Origin of the sequence: Brevibacillus sp. HB2.2 (genome assembly GCF_013284275.1) — a bacterium.
GTDB lineage: Bacteria > Bacillota > Bacilli > Brevibacillales > Brevibacillaceae > Brevibacillus > Brevibacillus brevis_D.
Map to the genome: position 1 here is coordinate 73,489 of NZ_JABSUV010000009.1, position 21,262 is coordinate 94,750.

Below are 21,262 nucleotides of genomic sequence, written 5' to 3' on the forward strand. Positions count from 1 at the left end.
AAAACAGCGTGCCGCGTTGAAACGGTGTGTGCGAGGAAGATGTGAGATTCCTGAAACGAAAAGCGGTCAAAAACAGCCGTTTTTCGTGTTTTTTTGGCTTACACGGATTTTGCCAGAAGGGAGGTTTCCCTGTATTGTTAGATTATCTTTTGAAGCATATATTTGACGGATAGAACAAAGGAGATTTTACATGCTAGCACAAGAAATGGGTGTCATATTCACCAAGCACGCCGATCAGATTACTTCCAAGCGTTGGGGAGAATTCATGCAACAATTGGAGGAAAAAGGCCTGTACGTGCTCATTGAGACAGACACGATCGGAAGAGTGATGAGTCCATTGGGCGGATTGATGCCCATGCCGTGTAAAAGTGAGACGCTCCATATTGTGACAGCTAATGAGCTGGAGCAGCGTGGCTTGCCGCTCGGTCACCACATCGTAACGAAAGCGAAAGAAAAAGTAGTCCAACCATAATCGTAAAAAACAACGCAACCTTTCCTGTAGGAGCAAGCTTCCAAGTCGGAAAGGTTTTTTTGTGTGAAAAACGTCTCGACGTTTTTCATAAAGGTGGACATCAGTATCAGTGACAAAACCCGCTAGGAAAGTCAGCTAAAGCGGGTTTTGTTTAGGTATGGGCGCAAACTTCGTTCAGTTGTCTGCTTTTTTAGTCGAAGGGACGTGACGGAATAGCTTGGTCATGCACACCCACGCGATGAGTGGGCCAATTCCGATACACAGAATCAACCAGTTCAGTGTAAGAGGAGAGACGCTCAAGGAAGTTACTAGTAGAAAGATCAAGATCCCCACCAGCCGACCAACGTCCAGAGCAAACTCTCGGAGCACGACATACTCGACCCGATTGCGTGCGCTCTCTTCGTTCGTGCCAATCAGATCAAAAATCGTGGAGAGCATGGGCACAGAAAACAGCGGATAAGCGATGGACACGGCAATCCCGAAAATAAGCAGAGTCGTAAAGCTCACCTGCCAAAAAAATACGAAGAGAATCCCCCACATGATGACAGAGCCAGTGAGCATTCCCCACTTGCGATAGCGAGGAGCGAACCATTTGGCGATCAGAAAGTAGCTCACAAGTCCGACAGCAGATGTAGTCAACCAGTAGTTGCCGAGAGTCATCTCGCTTCTCGTGGAAATGTAGACGAGTAGACCGATCACAAAGCCGAATACACCTTCACGGAGTCCTTGACCAGCCAAAGCCCCTGCCGCCCAGCGCCACTCGGGCTCCTCTCGCAAACAACGTAAGGAAAAGCTCCAGGAATACGTCCCTTCCGATTGACGTTTTTTTAGAAAAAAGCTGATGAACACGCCGACGACAAATAAGGCAAGAGAGATCCCGAAAATTAGGGAGTAGCCGCTGTTGCCCGGAAGCCGCGTAATGAGCAAGCCCGATATCCATGGAGCGAGCATACCGCCAATGGAAGCAAGCAACCCTGCCCAACCGTTGAAAAGGTCGCGGTTATCGGCATTCGTGATTTCGAAGTACACCACATTAAACGAAAGCCAGAAAAAACCACTCGCTATACCCTGAACGAGCCCAAGTGGTACGGCATAAGAGACAGCTTTGGGACCTGCCAGAAGAACAAGCAAATAAAAAAGGGCAGAAACGGCCATTCCGGCACGCAGGACATTCATTTTGTTCAGACGCTTCACGTACCAGCCCGCAAGCCAGAAGGTCAGAGCACCCGCGAGATGGGCGGCAAAAGTAAACCAAGCGATCGGTGCAAATTGACTTTTTACCTTCCACAAATAGACGTTTACAAACGTGCCAGAAAGGGAGCCGGCGGCAATAAATACAGCGTTGACCAGGAGCAGCAGCTTGGCTTGATTGTCCAGCCGACCGGATGGCTTTTGCACAGAAGGCTCATGGCGCGTCATTTTTAGACCAGTGGACTCCTGCATTTGAAGGAAGGATGGAAGGCGTTTTTTTGTTTTTTGTTGCATACGTTCCCTCCGCGTAAAAATAGGACATGAACATAACGTACCCTACCATTGCTGCTTTCAACAGGGAAGCAATGAAACACCATGTTTTCCCAAATAGAAAAGCGAAGGTCGCAATTTTTTGAACGTTATTTCATTTTAGGGAGGAAAAAGACTAGCAGCAAACAAATTAAGAGGGGATAGGCATACGAAAAATACAGAAGCGAACAGAAAAGAGGTCACGAGATGACGATAACCATTTTCAGAAATGGGCGCATTTACACAGGAGATTCCCAGCATTTGTTCGTACAAGCATTAGTCGTTCGAGATGGAATTGTGCATGACTTGGGCAGCGATGCGGATATGCTTCTTCAATACGGAGGCAGTGATGCAACCGTCATAGATCTGCAAGGATATACTGCTACTCCGGGATTGATTGACAGCCATCTGCACTTGGGATGGCTCGGTCTCACCTTTTTGCAGCTGGATTTAAGTAAAGCTCGTTCCAAGGACGAGATGCTGCTTCTCTTGAAAGAAAAAGCACAAGCCACACCTGAAAATGCGTGGATACAAGGCTACGGCTGGGATGAGAATTTATTCGCGGATGGTGGCGGCATTCCTACTATCGACGAGCTTGATCAAGTTGCTCCACATTGCCCGATTCTTCTGGCACGAATATGTGGACATGCAAATTTGGTCAACAGCAAGGCATTGGAGCTATGTGGCTATCATCGTGACATAGAGGTGCCAGCGGGGGGAGTCATTGTACATGATCCTGTGAGTGGAAAGCCAACGGGCATGTTGTTGGAAACGGCCTCCAACCTGATTACGAAGCATATTCCAAGACCTGACTACGATCAGTTGAAGCAAAGCCTGCGCAGCTCGATTCGCTATGCAATGGCGCATGGATTGACAGGGGCACATACGGAGGATTTGCGTGAATTGGGCGGACTTGCGCAAACGTATCGGCTCTATGATGAGCTCATTAATGGTGAAGAGCTTGCGCTGCGCAGTAACCTGCTTGTCTACTATCCACATATGCATGAGCTGCGCGACTTAAAAATGACGGCAGGTTACGGCAACGCTCATGTGCAAATCGGTGCGGTGAAAATTTTTGCAGATGGAGCATTAGGACGTAGGACAGCTTACCTGTCAGCTCCGTACGCTGATGATCCGAGTACCAGCGGTTATCCTGTGCATGAGCAAGACGAACTGACAGAGCTGGTTCGACAAGCACGTGGACTCGGGATGCCTATTGCTGTACACACCATTGGCGACAAAGCTCTGGAAATGGTGCTGGACAGCTTGGATCAGTTTCCGGCAGTCGCCTATCGGGATCGCCTCATACACACACAAATCCTGCGGCCGGACCTGCTGGAACGCTTGAAGCATCCTCATCGGATCGCAGATATCCAACCGCGTTTTCTCGCAGGAGACTTCCCGTGGGTAATGGATCGGGTAGGACAGGAGCGGATTCAACACTCGTACATCTGGAAAACGATGATGGAGTACGGAATCATTTGCGCGGCGGGCTCGGATACACCGGTAGAACCAATCGATCCGCTGTTAGGGATACACGCAGCCGTCACGCGCAAAGCACCGGGAGAAACGCACGATGGATACTTCCCGCAAGAAAAACTGACGATGGAGGAAGCCATTCATCTGTTTACATTGGGCAGTGCACAGGTGACCAACGAGGATCATGTCAAAGGCACGCTGTCTCGAGGAAAATATGCGGATCTGACCGTCTATTCCAAAGACCTGTTTACCATCGATCCAGACGAGCTGCTCTCGACAAAGGTCATGATGACCATCATTGGTGGAAAAGTGTGCTACACGTCTTGAAAAAATAACCCGAAAAATCAGAGCAGCGGCAGCCCTGGACAAGAAAGGAAAGTCCTGGAATGTCGCTGTTTTATGGAACGATCTACTGTTAAGACATACTTGCCAGATGCTCCTCAAGACGATCCATGGTCTGTTCGGCACCTGGAACGGCGTATGTTTTCACCTTATCGAATACAGCCGTAGTTTCTTCAAAAACGGTGCGATAAGTAAGTTTGGTCTTGCCATCCAGATCCTCAAAGATGGCTGTCGCTAGAAAATGAGGAAACACAGTATGTTTGAAAACGATTCGCTCAAGTTGAACGACCTCGACAAAGACGTTGGTGTTGGGAAAATCAACGCCATCAGGACCGTGCATGATAAACTGCCATGTACCGCCCGGTTTTAGATCAAACTTCTCTGAAGTCATCGTAAAACCCCGAGGCCCCCACCACTTCGACAGGTTCTCCTCTTTCGTCCAAGCATCAAACACAAGATCGCGTGGAGTATCAAATACGCGGGTGATCACAATCTCGCATTCGCCTACTTGCGTTGCGATTTTATTTGCTTCATTGTTTTGATTCATGTCCAGCCCTCCATACTAAGTAGTGTCGTCAAGGATACACTCATTTTTTCCATCATAGCAAATAAATCAGGTATGGATTTCTTTCAGATTGCTCTCTTGCATGACCCATACGCAAAACCCGACTCAGGATAAGTGAGTCGGGTTTTTTGTCAGCTGCTTTGGGCGCAGCAAGCTCTTCACATCGATTTCTGCAATCAGCACACTGATCAAAACGAGACCTGCGCCAATGTACCCGCGTAGAGACAGTGTTTCGCCTGTGACCAGGAAGGCAAACAAGGCAGCGAAGACTGGCTCCAAGGAAAAAATAACACCCGTGTGCGTAGCCGTCGTATATTTTTGGGCCACCGTTTGAACGACAAAGCCAATTGCGCTGCACAGTACGCTAAGGGCGAGCACGGCGATCCAAGCCTCTGTAGTCTGCGGTAATGTTGGGGTCTCCAGTGTAAATGAAAAAACAATGCCCAGCAGCGCCGTAAAGCCAAGCTGGTAAATTCCCAACTGGATCGTATCCGATTGATTGGCCCATCGGCCTGTTACGGTAATATGTGTAGCGTAAAAGAGGGCACCAGCGATGCACAATAGGTCTCCTTGGCTGATGCGAAATTCAGCGCTTAGTGTGAGCAGGCCGATACCGATCATGGCCAGTCCAGCACCGATAAAGACTCTTTTTTCCGGACGGTTTCGCAAAAGAATAGATAAGAGCGGAACAAAGATAACGGTCAAGCTAACGAGAAAACCTGCTTGGGAAGCTGTCGTTGATTTCACTCCGTTCGTGATGGTGGCAAAAACCCCGAAAAGGAGCGCGCCGAGTATGAATGCATGAAGCATTGTTTTTCGATTCGTGCCACGTAATCGTTTATGAAACAAGGCGGCTGCCAGTAGAAAAGCAATACCAAAGCGGATACCAATCAGATTGAAAGTCTCCAAATCCTTTAATCCCATTTGCATAAACACATACGAGGTTCCCCAAAACAGGGTGACCAAAATCATTGCCAAATCGGCTTTCACTTGCGGTTTCATGATGAAATAAGCCTCCTTGCCCGGGAAAAAGCGGGTCCTAATCAGTGTTGCGCCATAAACAGTATACGAGTATCGTTTGAATAAGAAAAATGAATGTTTGTGATGATTTTCATGAATCGGATTCATGTAAAGGGGACGAAGAAGGGTGAGTTTAAACAAGTTTGAGGTAGTGATCACCGTTATTGAGTCAGGGAGCTTAACTAAAGCTGGAGAAATACTAGGTCTAACACAATCAGCGATCAGCCATACGATTGCGAGTCTGGAACGGGAATTTGGGTTTTCGCTTTTGACCAGAAGACGGTCAGGTATCAGCCTTACGAGTAATGGGGAGCGACTGCTTCCGTACATGCGTGAGACCTTGCGCTGTCATGAGCGGATGAAACAAGAGGTGTTTGCGATCAATGGGTTGGAGGTCGGGACGGTGAGAATTGGAACCTTCACGAGTGTATCAACACAATGGCTTCCAGGAATCCTCAAGCGGTTCCAAGACCAGTATCCGGCGATCGAGATTAAGCTGATGGAAGGGTATTACGATGGAATTGAAAGCTGGATTCAAACCGGAGAGATTGATTTTGGCTTCGTCTCCTTACCAACAACAGAGGATTTGGAATGGATTCCCTTAAAAAAGGATCAGATGTTTTTGCTGGTGACAGAGGAACACCCGCTCTACAAAGAGGAGCGGGTGCATGTTAGCCGACTGGCCGAAGAGACATTTATCATGCCGAAGACGGGCTGTGACAATGATATACAGCGTTTGTTGGCGCAGTATCAGATTGAGCCGCGAATCAAATATGAAGTAGGGGATGATCACGCAATTATTGCCATGGTGCAAAATGGGCTTGGGATCAGCATTCTCCCGGAAATGATTTTGTTTCGCTTGCCAGCCAATATTCGGATGATTCCGCTGGAAGGGGAGCATTACCGTTCGCTGGGGGTGGCAGCAACCTCTTTTTCCAAGCAGTCACCGGCTGCCAAACGCTTCTTGCAGTGTGTAACCGATTGGGTGAAAGAACAGCAAGCGTAATTCAGACAGACAAATCGCTCTTGACTTCCTTCGCCAGCGGCTGCTTTCGGACAAAGGGCAGGTACAACAAAAAAAACAACGCGAGAGCTACTCCTTCCAACGAAACGATGTACCACGGATACGGACCCAAAAAGTCAATCAGACTAGGATTGTCCGGTTTGCGCGAGACAAATAAGTAATTTCCACCGGTCCATTGGTTGACGAAAAGTGCGACGAGCAAAAGCAGGTTTAAAAAGCCCATCGTTTTCCAGATCGAACGGACTGTCGGGCGGTAGCCTTCTACCCATGTCATGTACAAGCAAGCAAGGACGATTCCCGCGTGGGCTACAAAAAAATGCACAAAGCGAAAATGCGGAAATGGATAAAACAACTCGGGGGTAAGCAATGCCTGCATCGCGCCGCCTATCCCGGCAAAAAACGTAATCTCATACAGTCGGTAGCTTCTCATCATCAGCATCACGGTAGAAAGCAGGAGAGTCACGCTACATAGCTGCAAGGGTAATGTGTAAGCAGCCGTCCAGCTCTCGGTATAAACATGCCAAAGCTGATAACAAACCTCTGATAAAAGCAAGACACCTGCAAGTACGTAACGGGTAGTGAGTCGATGTGTCGGGGCTTTGAGCTTTTGCCGAAATAAATAGGTGAGCATGACCAGACAGAGCACAAGAATCAAGGTAATAACGTGAGAAGAGGAAAACAGCCGAAACGGCTCTCCTGTCAGGAAAAGTGAAAAATAGGGTGAGGTCATGATGGGCTCCTCTTTGTTTATTATTTTTTATATTTGAAAATTCACGAAATTTTAACAGATAGAAGTTTTTCTGATATAAATCTTTGGTTATAATATAAATAGACTAGTTTACATCATTGAGAGGAGATATAGTCTTGAACTTAGTGCTCACGGAAAAAACATGCAAGTCTTGTCAAGCTCGCTTGACCGAGTATGAAATCGATAACAATGGTGCACTCTGCATGGAATGCTTCAAGGAAGAACAAGGCGAGTAAAAGTAACAGCAAGGCATACGGCAACTGACTGTCTACTGCTATCTAATAATAGACCCTTTCAATCAGGCCCTCTCTTTTCATAGAGAGGGTCTGATTTTTTGCAGGCCTTATTCCGGGAGAGGAATGATCAGTTCCATTCTTCGGCTGCCGTCTTTCATACTTGTTTCAAACAAGATGAGTGTCAGTGTGCTGTTCGGTTCCGCTTTTTTCACTTTCAGTGTATGGGTAAAATCTCCCCAGTCAGGAGCAGCAGTAGAAGCCTGCACGGAACCTTGCGTCAGCTCGTTGTGACCATCTTCTACGACATAATTGAGTACAGCTTCGAACACGCTCGCCTGTCCTTTGATTTCAAACGTGTCTTGGGCGGTTTTCTTCACAGTGACATTGCGGAAAATATCATTGCCATAGACAGTCTCCTGTTGACCTGTTTGATTCGTTGGTGGCTTTTCAGGCGTTGTAGGTTGGGTGCTTGCGGGTGGCTCAGAAGCAGGTGTCTCGGGCTTCGTTGCAACAGGTGGCTTCTGTTGTTCTGTTGGAGTGGAAGGGCTATCTGTGCCACTCGAGCATCCTTGCAGCAAGCCGATCGTCAACAGCAGCAAAAGCATTTTTTTCATGGTATCCCTCGATTCTGTCTGGTATGAAATGGTACCTACAAATAGTAAGACGTAAAAACAAATAATAGAGTTTCAGGTGGATGAGTCTTCCTGCATGAAACTATGGTAGAATGGAGGGGAAGTAGCAACCATTATTCCTAGAAGGCTGGTCTGATAACAATGGAACAACAGACGTTTCGAGTGGAAAAAGACTTTCTTGGCGAGAAGCAAATTCCAGTAGATGCTTATTATGGCGTGCAAACGATGCGAGCAACGGAAAACTTCCCAATCACCGGGTACCGTCTTCATTTTTCCCTCATCAATGCAATGGCAATGGTAAAAAAAGCAGCTGCAATGGCAAATATGGAAGTTTCCAGATTGAATCCGCGGTTAGGAAATGCGATTGTTGCTGCGGCGGAAGAAATCATGCAAGGAAAATGGCATGATCAATTTATCGTCGATCCGATCCAGGGTGGAGCAGGTACTTCGATTAATATGAATGCCAACGAAGTGATCGCGAACCGTGGTCTTGAGATGCTTGGTGAGAAAAAAGGAGATTATTTCCACTTAAGCCCAAATACACATGTCAACATGTCTCAGTCTACCAACGATGCCTTCCCAACAGCGATTCATATTGCAACACTCACCCTGTTGGAAAAGCTGCTCGTGACGATGGATAAGATGCATGATGCATTTGGCCAAAAAGCAAAAGAATTCGATGATGTCATTAAAATGGGCAGAACGCATTTGCAGGATGCGGTTCCGATTCGCTTGGGCCAAGAATTCGAAGCATACCGTCGAGTGCTTGAACGCGACATCAAGCGTATTAAGCAATCTCGTCAGCATTTATACGAAGTAAATATGGGAGCGACTGCGGTAGGAACGGGTTTGAATGCTGACCCTCGTTACATTACAACAGTAGTCAAGCATCTTGCCGATATCACAGGCTTCCCGCTGACAGGTGCAGAGCATCTCGTGGATGCTACACAAAACACGGATGCGTATACAGAAGTATCAGCAGCACTGAAAGTTTGCATGATGAATATGTCTAAAATCGCGAATGACTTGCGTTTGATGGCATCCGGACCTCGAGCTGGACTGGGGGAAATCTCCTTGCCAGCACGTCAACCAGGCTCCTCGATCATGCCAGGAAAAGTCAATCCGGTCATGGCAGAACTCATCAACCAAGTAGCGTTTCAGGTCATCGGAAATGACCATACGATTTGTTTGGCATCTGAAGCAGGTCAGCTAGAACTGAACGTGATGGAGCCTGTGCTTGTCTTCAACTTGCTGCAATCGATCAGCATTATGGACAATGCATTCGATGTCTTTACGCGTCACTGCTTGGAAGGAATCGAGGCAAACCGCGAGCGCATGAAAGAATACGTGGAAAAAAGCGTAGGCGTCATCACAGCGGTGAATCCTCATCTCGGTTATGAGACTGCTGCACGCATTGCCCGCGAAGCTATTTTGACAGGAAAGTCTGTACGTGAGCTGTGCTTGCAACACAATGTACTGACAGAAGAAGAACTGGATCTGATTCTCGATCCATTTGAAATGACGCATCCAGGAATTGCTGGAGCATCCTTGCTGGATCGCGACTAAACCCAAAAACTCCCGCGCTTTGCACATGCGAAGCAGCGGGAGTTTTTGCTTGCAAAAGGGAGGCTTGCGCTACTTTTTCGGAAGCTGATCCAAGCTCTTGAATTCATAGCCTTGCTTGCGTGCTTCATCGATTATCGTCCCGAGAGCCTCTGCATTGTCTTTGGAGACAGAATGGAGCAGAATAACGGCACCGGGATGCAATTGGGCCATCACATTATCATAAGCGTATTTTGCCCCACGCTGGACTTTGGTATCCCAATCTCTATAGGCGACAGACCAGAAAACATTGGTGTAGCCCAAATCTTTGGTTACAGCAAGTGTGCGATCGCTGAAAATTCCTCTGGGAGGTCGCAAGTAACGCATGTTCGCTTGCCCGATCACTTGCTGGACGGCATCACTTACTTTCGTTAGTTCGTCTTTGATTTTCTGATTCGGTACGGTTGTCATATCGGGGTGGCTCCAGGAATGATTACCGATCAGATGCCCTTCTTTTGCCATTCGCTTTAACAACTCGGGCTGTTCCTTCACAAAGTGCCCTGTCACAAAGAAAATGGCAGGGACTTTTTTGGCGAGAAGGGTATCTAAAATCTTTGGTGTAAAGCCATTCTCATAACCGTTATCAAACGTCAAATAAAGCTCTTTTTTCGTGGTATCCCCTAAAAAAACCGCACCGTGACGATCCACAATACTTTTAAAGCCCTCCTCGTTGATAGAGGGTAACTGACCATTCTTGCTCTTTTTAAATCCAAAATGGTACGGGTGATCTGGTGAGGCCATAATCGAGTCAACTGGCAAGGCACTTGTAAGCAACAAGCTAATCCCGACCAACAAGCTTTTGATCCATCGTCTGCCCAACAATGAGCTCTCCCTTCTGTTGTGAAAGTCGTGATGTATTGAAGTCGATTCCATCAAAAGTTTGTCCAGTCTACTTCCAAATATGTAACCGGTACGTATGCAACAATAGCTTGTTAAGTACATGTGTTACTTGCAAGGTCAAGCTGTGTAAAAGTCTACTGTGAGGACGGGGACAACTGTCCATACATGAAAAAGAAACTCTTCATATAGTATCAATGTCGACAGTAAACCTGTTGGCAAATGCTGCCAAGAGATCATCTATAACCAGGAGGTGTAGTTAACATGAACGAATGGTTAGAGCAATTACGTGAGGCACTTGGTGAAGGTGCAGAAGAAATGGAAGTAAAAATCGAATACGAAGATGGCACTACGAAAAAATTATACTTCGGCAATAATGACGACGATGACGATGAAGAAGATGAAGAAGACAATGCCGGAGAAGATTCTGATGCAGACGATTCCGATGAAGAAGATTCTGACGACGAAGATTCCGATGACGCCTAATTGATTTTTATATGGGGAAAAAGATACGCTTTCATGCGTATCTTTTTTCAGTTGCATTCTGTAATATTAAACATATTTCAAAATGAGGATGGAACAGAAAATGAGCTTTCAAGTGAGCCATCAAATGATAAAAGAATGGTGTGGGCGTCTTTCTTATGAGAGAGGAAAGACTTTTTACCGTTCTGGGAACGTGCTTGTGGAGCATTTTCAACCGGAACCTGCGTGGATCAGAACGACAGTGAACGCCGGAAAAAATAATTATCAGGTCACAATTGAACTGGACGAGTCTGGTATGGCAGCAGTGTGCAGCTGCCCGACTTTGGCGTCGTACGATCAGTACTGCCAACATATCGCAGCCTCGTTGTTAACCATGCGCGATCTACTAGTAGACGAGCATCCTGGCAGCTTTTCCACTTCCATTACAACGAAACAAGCAGGCATGACAGATCAGCCTGATTCCCAGCTAACAGAGGGACTGTTCGGTTTATTTGTGGACCGCCCGCTTCGGACAAGCCATCATCGTGTGTTGCTGGATTCACGAACAACGCTTGCCTTGGAAATCATATGTAAAATCGTTCGGTATGGCTTTCGCAAAAGCATGATCGGAATAGAGCTGAAGCTAGGGCCAAAGAGGTTGTACATCGTAAAGGACATTCGCGCATTTTTAGAACGGGTGGATAAGCAACAGGTGTATCAATTCTCCAGCCAATTTACCTATGATCCGAATTTGCATCGTTTTTTGCCAGAGCACGAAGCTATCCTTCGCGAACTCCTGCAAATTTACCGAGCGGAGAAACTGTATCGGGAGACTGCGAGCGATCGTTATCAGGAACAGAAGCATGTGGGCGGAGAACGAATTCTTCTCGTTCCGTCGTTTACCTGGGAGCGATTATTTACCTTACTACTCAGTGCTCCGTCTGTTCACATTCAGGATCATGAGCAAATATATCCAACGTTCGTATGTCTAGATGATCGACCGCCACTCCACTTCGAATTTGATCAGACAAAAACAGATCAATATCAGCTGGAAGTGCAAGGCTTCAAGCACATTACTGTCTTGGAAGCTTACGGCCTGCTGCTCGTAGATGGAAAATGGCACAGACTGCCCAAGGAACAATGCCACAGTTTGGCGGAGCTCAAGCACTTGTTGGAATCCCATAGCAGTGAGCGGATTCACATTCCCGCTGAAAAAATCGAACCATTCATGGTGCAGATTGTCCCGGCCTTGATGAAACTGGGGAACGTGCATATTGCAAAAGCTGTCTCCGAACGCGTCGTGCAATTCCAGTTAAAAGCCAAGCTGTATCTGGATCGAGTAAGAGACAGACTGCTGGCGGGACTGGAGTTTCAATACGGTGATATCGTCATCAATCCGCTGGAAGGCCATGAAGGGGGAGGGCAACGTGGCAGTGAGCTGATTTTGATGCGTGACGGGGAGAAGGAGCGGCAGATTTTAGAGCTGATGGAGGAAAGTGCCTTTACCCGCACGGAAGAGGGGTATTTTCTAGATGATGAGGAGGCAGAGTATGACTTCCTTTATCATGTCGTCCCTAAGCTGGAAAAGCTGTTAAAGGTATACGCGACAACCTCCGTAAAAATCAGGATTCAGCCTCTCCACATCCCCCCTAAAGTCAAAGTGGATGTGAATGAGCGAACAAATTGGTTGGATTTTCGTTTTGATATGGATGGCATACCCGAGTCTGAGATTCGAGGCATCATCCAATCGGTAGAAGAAAAGCGCAGATATCATCGGCTGTCGAATGGAGCGCTTCTGCCGCTTGAAACAAAAGAATTTGAGCAAATCAATCGTTTCTTGGACGAGATAGGCATGCAATACGCTGATCAAATGGGGAGTGGCTTTCAACTGCCTGCTATTTACGGACTGCGTTTGATGGATATACCCATGCAGGGACAGTCTGTTCAGTTAGGAAAATCGCTGCGTCAGTTTTTGGAGAATATGCGAAACCCTGATAATCTGGACTTTCCTGTACCCGAATCTTTGCAGGGGACACTTCGTGATTACCAGAAGTACGGCTATCAGTGGATGAAAACACTGGCACACTACGGCTTTGGGGGAATTCTCGCAGATGATATGGGTCTGGGGAAGACATTGCAAAGCATGACCTTCCTCCTCTCTGTTTTGCCCGAAATCCGAGAACAAAAGCTACCAGCGATTATTGTGGCTCCTGCCTCTCTTTTATACAATTGGCACAACGAAATCAAAAAGTTTGCGCCAATGATTCGGAGCGTTATTGTGGATGGCACGAAGGAAGAGCGGAATCAAATCGTAAACGAGCAGTCAGAAATCGATGTGCTTATTACATCGTATCCACTCTTGCGTCGTGACCATGAACAGTTCGAGGAGCATTCCTTCCACACCTTGATCTTGGATGAAGCACAGACCTTCAAAAACTATGTCACCCAAACCGCTCAGACAGTCAAACGGATAAAAGCCAAGCACCGCTTTGCGCTTACGGGAACACCTGTGGAAAACAGGGTAGAGGAGCTGTGGTCCATCTACGATGCTGTTTTCCCAGAGCTTTTTCCGGCACGAAAGGAATTCCTCGACTTGTCGAGAGAAACGATTGCGAAGCGAACGCGTCCATTTTTATTGCGCAGGCTCAAGACGGAAGTTTTAAAGGAATTGCCACCAAAAATTGAAACACTGCAAAGCGCAAAGCTGTTGCCCGAGCAGAAAAAGCTGTATGTCGCCTATTTGGCGCAGCTCCAACAGGAAACAGTGAAGCATCTGTACAATAAAGGCTTTCAAAAAAATCGGATCAAAATTCTCGCAGGCTTGACCAGACTGCGCCAGATATGTTGCCACCCAGCGCTGTTCGTCAAAGAGTATGACGGAGGGTCAGCCAAGCTCGAACAGCTATTCGAGATCCTCGGTGAATGCAAAAACGCTGGAAAGCGCGTTTTACTCTTTTCTCAATTCACGGAGATGTTGGGGATGATCGGACGTGAGCTGGGCTATCACGGTGTCCCGTTTTTCTATTTGGATGGACAGACGCCAGTAGCAGAGAGGCTAGATTTGTGCAACCGGTTTAACGAGGGGGAGCGTGATTTGTTCCTCATGTCGTTGAAAGCGGGGGGAACAGGATTGAATGTGACGGGGGCGGACACCGTGATCTTGTATGATCTGTGGTGGAATCCCGCCGTCGAACAACAAGCAGCTGATCGTGCCCATCGCATCGGACAAAAGAACGTCGTCCAAGTGATTAGGCTTGTTGCAGAGGGGACGGTCGAAGAGAAGATGTACGAGCTGCAACAAAAAAAGAAAAACTTGATCGAAGAAATCATTACACCGGGACAAGAGGCAATCTCTTCTTTAACCGAGCAAGAAATACGCGAATTGCTGATGATTTAACATAAACAGCTTGACTGTCGCTACCAAGCGAGGGGTCAAGCTGTTTTTTTGCGAGACCTTATCCCTGTGCGAATAACGAATTGGCAGACTCCCAATGATATTTGTCCGGTTCGAGATCAGGACATAGCGAATAGCTTATGGAGAAGGACGAAGCATCACCACAGAAGTGTGGGGGGAATGGAATGGAACAATATGTGATTAAGCCATGGGATACCCGAGAAGGGAATGTGGAAACGCCGGCTAACTGGGATTTGACAGTGCCACCAGAAGTAGATGCGATCGCAGAACAAGTGATCAAAGAGTATGACATGTCGGTAAAGAGTCGTACACTCATTACTTCCAAGCCAGACAAAGGCGGGGCTATTTGGCGCATCGAGACAGATAAAGGTCCGCGCAGCCTAAAGGTACTGCACCGTACGCCAGAACGGAGTCTCTATAGTGTGGCTTTCCAAGAATACGTTGTCAAACAGGGGGCAAGGGTCCCAGCACTGATTCCTGCCCGAAACGGAAGTCTTTACGTGGAAAAAGGCGGGAAATTATGGATTGTTACCGATTGGATTGCTTTGCAGCCGGCAACAAAAGTAGATTTGGTAGGCGCGCAAGAGCTTTGCTACGGTCTTGGTGAATTCCATCGCCATTCGAAAGGCTATGTTCCGCCCGCTGGAGCCAAAAACTCCTCCCGTTTATATCGTTGGCCCAATCATTATCAAAAGATTGCCAAAAAAATCGGGTGGATGCGGGAAATAGCAAAAGCCTACAGTGAAACCCCAACAAGTAAATCCATTTTGGCCGTCGTCGATCACTATGAACAGCGAGCATGGGCAGCCTTAGAGAAATTAAAAGCGTCTGCCTATCCGAAAATGATCAAAATGGGAGAGGCGCACTGGGGATTGGTGCACCAAGATTACGGCTGGTCAAATGGTCAAAATGGACCTGGAGGGCTATGGGTCATCGACCTGGATGGCGTGTCGTACGATTTGCCATTTCGGGATTTGCGAAAGCTCATCACCAGTACGATGGATGATATGGGCGTCTGGGATGTTACCTGGATGCGAGGCATGATCGAAGCCTACCATAAGGCAAATCCACTGGATCGCGAATCGTTCGAAGTGCTCTTGAATGACATGGCAGTACCAAACGAATTTTATAAGCATCTCAAAGAGATGTTTTATGATCCAGCGACCTTCTTGTCGACTGAGGCGGAAGGCATCCTGCAACGAGTACTGACGGGGGATCAAACAAAAGATGCGGCATTGGCAGAGCTCGCGAAAGACATTAGTAAGTACGAACCGGGCAACTATGATCAAATAACAGAAGTGGTTGAACCGCAAAGGTTGGCATCCGGTATCAAGGAATTGTTACCTGTTGCGTTGTCCACACCACCAACAACAGAGGCTTTCGTCGAGGAACCGAAAGACAAAAAGTCTACGAAGATCAAAGTGTCTAAGGATAAAGAGTCAAAGGTCAAGGGATCCAAAGACAAAGAGTCCAAACTCAAAGAGCCCAAACTCAAGGAGTCCAAAGACAAAAAGCCTGTAAGTGACAAGGTAGCCAGTTCCCGTCCGACTTCCGAGAAAGCGCTAAATAAACCGCAAGAAAGCCAGGATGGGGCAAGTGCGGAAAATAGCAGCACAACCCGCAGAGGTCCAATCTCATTTTCGGGAAGTGCTCCGTTCACACCGTCAGCACCATTTGCTCCAAGTAACGTACGAAAACTCGTCCGTCAAAACAAGAAGCGGGCAATGAGCTCTGCTGTCTCAAAAAGCAGCAAAAAGTCAAGCAAGCCTCTAAGCAAAGTACGGGTCTCTATCGAAGTAAAGAACAAATCACCAAAAGTAAAACCCGCAAGTCAAGCTGGGAAAAACAAAAAAGAAACTGTGTGGACATCTAAACAGCAGTCCCGGACCGTCACTTCCAATAAAAGTAAGAAGGTTGCCAAGACAGCGAAACCAATCCGAAATACGCAGATAAAGAAGCAGCGTCAAAAATCAAAGAAATCGAAAGGCAACTAATGTGAGAAGTCGGTACGGGAAAGGAGAATACGGATGAAAGTTATTATGGTCTGTACAGAAAAATTGCCAGTCCCTCCTATACGAGGGGGAGCGATTCAGACATATATTGCGGGGATTGCAGATATTCTAGGGAGGCATCATGAGCTAACTATCCTGGGAACATCGGATCCCACGCTACCGAAGGATGAAATGGTTCGTAATGCGCGTTATGTCCGGGTAGATGGTCAAGGGGTGTTCGAGATCTATGCGAGCGAGGTAGCCGCTTTTCTGAGTGCGAACAACTATGATGTCATCCATGTTTTTAACCGACCGCGGATGGTGCCCATCATTCGTGAGGTATGCCCGAACGCACGTATCATTCTAAGTATGCACAATGATATGTTTGATCCAGTAAAAATAGGGCAGGCAGAAGCTGCTAGAGCCGTTGCTGAAACAGAACAGATCATCACTATTAGTGATTATGTCGGTCGGGTCATTGCCTCGTTGTATCCTGAAGCCGCAAATAAACTTCGCACGATTTATTCAGGTGTGAACTTGGAAACGTTCGTTCCGGTGGAAGGGTCCAAGACGGCGCAAAAGATTCGGCAGGAATTGCGGGCGACGCACAATCTTGGCAACAAACAAGTGATCTTGTTTGTAGGACGACTGACACCGAAAAAAGGGGCCGACATTCTGGTTCGTGCAATGAATGAACTCCGCTCCTATCATTCCAACATCGCCCTCGTCTTGGTTGGAGGGTCCTGGTACGGAGAAAATAAAATCAGTGACTATGCAGCATATGTACGCTCATTAGCAAATCGTTCGCCAGTTCCGGTTATTACAACGGGATTTGTTCCAGCAGATCAGATTCACCACTGGTTCTGGGCGGGGGACGTTTTTGTCTGTCCATCGCAATGGGAGGAACCACTGGCACGTGTTCATTATGAAGCGATGGCTGCCGGACTGCCCTTTGTCACGACCAAGCGGGGTGGAAATGCTGAGGTGATCATCGGAGACAATGGTCTGTTGGTCGAGCAGCCGGAAGACCCTCTAGCGTTTGCAGTACAACTGAAACAACTATTGTCTAGCCGCGACCTCCAACGTCAAATGGGGAGAAATGGACGCCAGCTCGCCGAACAGAGATTTACATGGGATCGAGTCGCAAGAGATGTGCTAGACGTATGGAATAACAGGGGTAGGTAAAACCAAAAAGTGAATGCTACAGCCCACTTCCCTAAAGAGAGAACGGAGAAGTGGGCGTTTATTCATACCTTTAGGACAAAGAGTCATGCAATGTCCCGCCAGAGTGGACTGGCCTGTCTGAACAAAAGGGCTAGTCCCGCATGTGTTTGAACGAAATGAGGGGATGCGGGGAATCTACTACGCACAGACTCCCCGCATCTTTAGGCCATCCTAAAGCCTCGCAGAATATCAGCTTGTTCAATTGGATTTATGCATTTGGAACAATCGCGACGATATGGGTGATAGGAATAACGATTGATCGTGAAGATGTCTGTAATTCAATGATTCCTTCTTCCACTCTAAGAAGCTTGCCGACTCGGTAAGAACGACTCTCGGGTCCCCATTCTGTCGTCAGTAAGACTTCCACACGTTGATCGTTTCTCATGCATTTGCTGAGCTCTTGGCGAAGCCCCTCTATAGATGCTTGATCCGCTGATTCTTCCTTTTCGACATCAACCTTAACGAATGGTGCCGGGATGACGATTGGCTTCGGAGCTTCTACTTGTACATAAGGTGCCTCTACTTGTACAACAGGCGATTCTACTTGTACAACAGGTGCTTCTACTTGCACGACAGGCGCTTCTACTTGAGGTGTGGGGGTGGTCACATTCACTTGAGGTGCGCGAACGTGGATACGCACAAAACGTCGTAGTTTCCTGAGCAGACTATTGTTTTTGCGTTTGGTAGATCGCTTCTTGCAGCGGCAACGGGCTTGCTTTGCTTTTAGCTTCTTCTTTCTCAATGCTTTCAAAGGCAACACCCTCCTAACTATGCATGCAATATCATATTCAACAGGGGGATGACCGCATTGGACTAACACCTGATTTGACAAAATCAGGCAGGGAAACATTAGCAAAATTAGATGATTTTTTTAAAAAAACAGGAAAATCGTGTATACTTATCAGGTAATCTCAAAAAGAAAGATGGAGGTTTCTCATGAATCGTACGCCGATTGCCCCCATGGGAGTGGGGAAGCTGTTGGACAAGAGCTTTTCAGTGTATCGCCAGCATTTTGGAGCATTCTTTTTGTTGGCTTTAATTTGGTTCGGTCCATTATTACTCCTGCAGCAACTGCTTCTGGTTGACTTTACCAGAGTGCCTTTGCTCGCACAAGATACAGAAGGTCTGGACTTTGCAGAATCGTTAGGCGCAAGATTTGCCGGACAAGAAGAATTTATGACACAAAGCCTGCCTATGTTGCTCATATTCTTCTTCCTTGTCGCACCGATCCTTTGGATTATCGCCTATCCGCAAATGATTTCCGGTTCGATTTTACTGACGAAGGCTGCCCTCGAGGGAGAGATCTTGAGCTTAAAAGATGCGTTGAAGGGGGCACTTCGCCGATTTTGGCCGCTCGCAGGTAGTACTTTCCTATATGGAGTCATCGCATTTGCAGTATCGACAGCATTTGTCATCGTATATGGATTGATTTTCTTTCTGATCGCCTTCGCTGGTGGTATGACATTGGAATCCATGTTTAATCCGTCAGAGGAAGGCAGCATTGTGCTTATGATCATTCTGGTTTTATTTGGCTATTTATTTTTAATTGCTGGGATGATGCTCGTACCAGGCTTTTTCTTAATTCGTTGGGGTTTTTATATGCCGCTCGTTCTGTTCGAACGCGATGGTGTCGGAATTGGTCAGAGCTGGAATATGACAAAAGGAAGCTTTTGGCGCTTATTCGGTATTTTTGTTGTTCTGAGTGTGATCTACTCGATGTTCTCTAGCGGCATCCAATTAGTACTCACTGGCGTCTTGGGTACATCGATCCTCACGCAATTGATTCTAGTTGTACTTACCTGCCTCTTGACCCCTTGGATGGCCATTGTTTACGCTTTGGCTTACTTTGATCTGCGTGTGAGAAAAGAAGGGACAGATTTACAAGAGCTAGTAAGCCGTCAGCTTGCTACATCCGCACCAGTAGAACCAGCAAATCCTACCCCTGCACAAGAGCCGGGAGTTACACATGATTAGCACGAGTCCTTGGGTAGATGACAAGGAGCATTTACAAGAGATTCTAGCCAGAGACGAGTTCAATTTGCCCCAAGGAAGTGGAGAGAACTGGATTCAAAGAGCGGTGGAGTATGTGATCGAGTTGATCGCCGAGCTATTTCAGTGGACCCACATTCCATCGGGTGCGGCTAATACCGTATCTACACTCGTGCTCATTCTGGCAGTACTGGGACTGGTCGGCATCATTTACTGGTTGTTCCGCAGAATGATTTGGGAACAGAAGAAGCATCGACCGCTGTTTATGGACGGTGAAAAAATACGTTCTCATGTAGACTATTTGCGTGATGCGAAAGAAAAAGCAGCGCGAGGAGAATGGCGGGAAGGAGAACGCTCGTTGTTTTTGGCGTTGTTGGTTTATTTGCAAATGAAGTCATGGGTTCGTGTGGAGAAATGGAAAACGAATTGGGAATACGCAGAAGAAATTGAGGCAAATCAGCCGAGCTTACGCGATGTGTTTGGCAGCTTCGCACGAGAATTCGACGCTGTTTGGTACGGGCAGGCGCTTGTAGATGAAGGGTCGTTCTGGCAGCGTGTGAACGAACTGGAAGGCATCTGGCGCGAGGAGGGACAGCATGGATAGTTTGCGCACCTATCGTGTCGGAATCATTGTGACTAGCTTGTTGCTCGTCATCGTGGGCTGGTTGATCGTCAAGCCTACAGCTGAACCTCTCCCGCCGTATCTGGCTTCATCTGCACAGTCGAGCGGAATCAAGGCTGTGCTCGTACTACTGGAGGAAAAAGGCAAGCAGGTAAAGGAATGGCGCCAGCCTATGCGTTTTTTACCAACAGCAACAGGGCAGGCCATGCTTGTAGTAGAGCCAGAAAGACTGCTTCCAGAGGAACAGATAGACATTCTGGATTGGGTCAGTGAAGGCAATGACTTGATTCTCTTTCAATCGAGACCAGAGTGGGAAGACCTTCCCTTTCAGACGGAGTACATCCGGGGTAAAGAAAATCAGGAGCGAAACATTCAGGGACCTCTCGTTTTAGGCAGGTTCATGGGCAAAGCAGAGACCCCATTGCGATTTTTAGAAGATGACGACATGGAGCCACTTCTCTATGACGACCAGGGGATACTCGGGGGAAGAACAGAGGTAGGAGATGGCAGTGTCACGTTTTTTCTTGTACCGGAATGGCTAACCAATCAAAAAATTGATCGACTGTCCCACTTTGAAGCGATCTGGCCGTATGTACAAGGAGAGTGGTCTGTTCTTTGGGTAGACGAATACCACCATGGCTTGCAAGAAAAACCAGGTTTTTTGGCGATCTATCCAGGATGGCTCATAGCCGCTTGCATGCAACTCGGTATCCTGCTTTTGCTGTATGTGTGGTGGAGAGGAAAACGTTTCGGACCAGTCTATACGCTTAGGGAATGGACAGTACGACGTGGTGATGAGACGTTGCTCGCCGTATCTAGTTGGTATGAGCGAAGAGGGCTGGCAAAGGATGCGTTACGACATCGAGAAGCATACATGCGGCAGTTGTTGTACGATCGGTGGGGAGTGCACCAACGAGCTGATCGTGTAGAAATCGTGCGATATGCCAAAACAAGATGGACAAATCAAGAGGTAGAGAAATTCGCTCATCTACTGGAACGATTGGAGCAGGCAAAAAACGAAGGGCAATACTCGTCCAAGGGCTTACTTGCAGACAGTCTCTTATTGGATGAGATTACGAAGCGTCTGGAGAAGGAGTGACAA

18 protein-coding genes are annotated in these 21,262 nt (G+C 47.3%); 11 read left to right on the forward strand and 7 right to left on the reverse strand.

Annotated elements, in window-relative coordinates; genetic code table 11:
• The first annotated feature begins 190 nt into the window (after positions 1-190).
• Complete coding sequence (locus HP401_RS08570) at positions 191-472, forward strand: hypothetical protein (RefSeq protein ID WP_015891969.1); 282 nt, start codon at positions 191-193, stop codon at positions 470-472.
• A 174-nt stretch (positions 473-646) separates the two neighbouring features.
• Here HP401_RS08570 and HP401_RS08575 read toward each other — a convergent pair whose 3' ends face one another.
• Complete coding sequence (locus HP401_RS08575; protein ID WP_173604731.1) at positions 647-1,957, reverse strand: MFS transporter; 1,311 nt, start codon at positions 1,955-1,957, stop codon at positions 647-649.
• Between the two features lie 222 nt (positions 1,958-2,179).
• Here HP401_RS08575 and HP401_RS08580 point away from each other — a divergent pair, with 222 nt between their 5' ends.
• Positions 2,180-3,778: an amidohydrolase gene (locus HP401_RS08580; protein ID WP_173604732.1), complete on the forward strand. Its 1,599-nt coding sequence runs from the start codon at positions 2,180-2,182 to the stop codon at positions 3,776-3,778.
• 88 nt (positions 3,779-3,866) lie between these two features.
• On the opposite strand, the gene HP401_RS08585 is transcribed toward HP401_RS08580, so the two are convergent.
• Together HP401_RS08585 and HP401_RS08590 are read right to left on the reverse strand one after the other, a co-directional pair.
• Positions 3,867-4,340, reverse strand: a complete 474-nt coding sequence (locus tag HP401_RS08585) for an SRPBCC family protein (RefSeq protein ID WP_173604733.1) — start codon at positions 4,338-4,340, stop codon at positions 3,867-3,869.
• 123 nt (positions 4,341-4,463) lie between these two features.
• Positions 4,464-5,360 (reverse strand): DMT family transporter, encoded by an 897-nt coding sequence (locus tag HP401_RS08590; protein ID WP_173604734.1) that lies wholly within the window; start codon positions 5,358-5,360, stop codon positions 4,464-4,466.
• Between the two features lie 145 nt (positions 5,361-5,505).
• On the opposite strand from HP401_RS08590, the gene HP401_RS08595 reads away from it, so the two are divergent.
• On the forward strand, positions 5,506-6,384 hold the full coding sequence (locus HP401_RS08595; protein WP_173604735.1) for a LysR family transcriptional regulator: 879 nt from the start codon (positions 5,506-5,508) through the stop codon (positions 6,382-6,384).
• 1 nt (position 6,385) lies between these two features.
• Here the strand turns inward: HP401_RS08595 and HP401_RS08600 are convergent, their stop codons facing one another.
• On the reverse strand, positions 6,386-7,132 hold the full coding sequence (locus HP401_RS08600) for a YwaF family protein (protein ID WP_173604736.1): 747 nt from the start codon (positions 7,130-7,132) through the stop codon (positions 6,386-6,388).
• 361 nt (positions 7,133-7,493) lie between these two features.
• Positions 7,494-8,000: a Gmad2 immunoglobulin-like domain-containing protein gene (locus tag HP401_RS08605; RefSeq protein WP_173604737.1), complete on the reverse strand. Its 507-nt coding sequence runs from the start codon at positions 7,998-8,000 to the stop codon at positions 7,494-7,496.
• Between the two features lie 159 nt (positions 8,001-8,159).
• Here HP401_RS08605 and aspA point away from each other — a divergent pair, with 159 nt between their 5' ends.
• Positions 8,160-9,584 carry an aspartate ammonia-lyase gene (gene aspA / locus HP401_RS08610; RefSeq protein WP_015891960.1) on the forward strand — a complete coding sequence of 475 codons (1,425 nt, stop codon included), beginning with the start codon at positions 8,160-8,162 and terminating at the stop codon, positions 9,582-9,584.
• Positions 9,585-9,653: 69 nt separating this feature from the next.
• Here the strand turns inward: aspA and pdaA are convergent, their stop codons facing one another.
• The gene (gene pdaA / locus HP401_RS08615; RefSeq protein WP_173604738.1) at positions 9,654-10,439 is read right to left on the reverse strand and encodes a delta-lactam-biosynthetic de-N-acetylase; all 786 of its coding nucleotides are present in this window, start codon (positions 10,437-10,439) and stop codon (positions 9,654-9,656) included.
• 282 nt (positions 10,440-10,721) lie between these two features.
• On the opposite strand from pdaA, the gene HP401_RS08620 reads away from it, so the two are divergent.
• The 4 genes from HP401_RS08620 (at position 10,722) to HP401_RS08635 (ending at position 17,510) form a co-directional block, all read left to right on the forward strand.
• Positions 10,722-10,943 (forward strand): hypothetical protein, encoded by a 222-nt coding sequence (locus HP401_RS08620; RefSeq protein ID WP_064200637.1) that lies wholly within the window; start codon positions 10,722-10,724, stop codon positions 10,941-10,943.
• Positions 10,944-11,043: 100 nt separating this feature from the next.
• The gene (locus HP401_RS08625; protein ID WP_173604739.1) at positions 11,044-14,316 is read left to right on the forward strand and encodes a DEAD/DEAH box helicase; all 3,273 of its coding nucleotides are present in this window, start codon (positions 11,044-11,046) and stop codon (positions 14,314-14,316) included.
• A 182-nt stretch (positions 14,317-14,498) separates the two neighbouring features.
• Positions 14,499-16,328, forward strand: a complete 1,830-nt coding sequence (locus tag HP401_RS08630; RefSeq protein WP_173604740.1) for a CotS family spore coat protein — start codon at positions 14,499-14,501, stop codon at positions 16,326-16,328.
• A gap of 33 nt (positions 16,329-16,361) precedes the next feature.
• On the forward strand, positions 16,362-17,510 hold the full coding sequence (locus tag HP401_RS08635; protein WP_173604741.1) for a glycosyltransferase family 4 protein: 1,149 nt from the start codon (positions 16,362-16,364) through the stop codon (positions 17,508-17,510).
• Positions 17,511-17,757: 247 nt separating this feature from the next.
• Here HP401_RS08635 and HP401_RS08640 read toward each other — a convergent pair whose 3' ends face one another.
• Positions 17,758-18,309 (reverse strand): hypothetical protein, encoded by a 552-nt coding sequence (locus HP401_RS08640; protein ID WP_309145118.1) that lies wholly within the window; start codon positions 18,307-18,309, stop codon positions 17,758-17,760.
• A gap of 176 nt (positions 18,310-18,485) precedes the next feature.
• Between HP401_RS08640 and HP401_RS08645 the strand changes: the two genes are divergently transcribed.
• From HP401_RS08645 to HP401_RS08655, 3 genes are read left to right on the forward strand one after another with little or no spacing between them, the layout of a single operon-like run.
• Entirely contained in the window at positions 18,486-19,523 is a 1,038-nt protein-coding gene (locus HP401_RS08645; protein WP_173604743.1) for an ABC transporter ATP-binding protein, read from the forward strand.
• Positions 19,516-20,142, forward strand: coding sequence for a DUF4129 domain-containing protein (locus tag HP401_RS08650; RefSeq protein ID WP_015891952.1), 627 nt, complete (start codon positions 19,516-19,518; stop codon positions 20,140-20,142). Before HP401_RS08645 ends, HP401_RS08650 begins: the two co-directional genes overlap by 8 nt.
• Positions 20,135-21,259, forward strand: coding sequence for a DUF4350 domain-containing protein (locus HP401_RS08655; RefSeq protein ID WP_173604744.1), 1,125 nt, complete (start codon positions 20,135-20,137; stop codon positions 21,257-21,259). The genes HP401_RS08650 and HP401_RS08655 overlap by 8 nt, the downstream gene beginning before the upstream one ends.
• Positions 21,260-21,262: the final 3 nt, after the last annotated feature.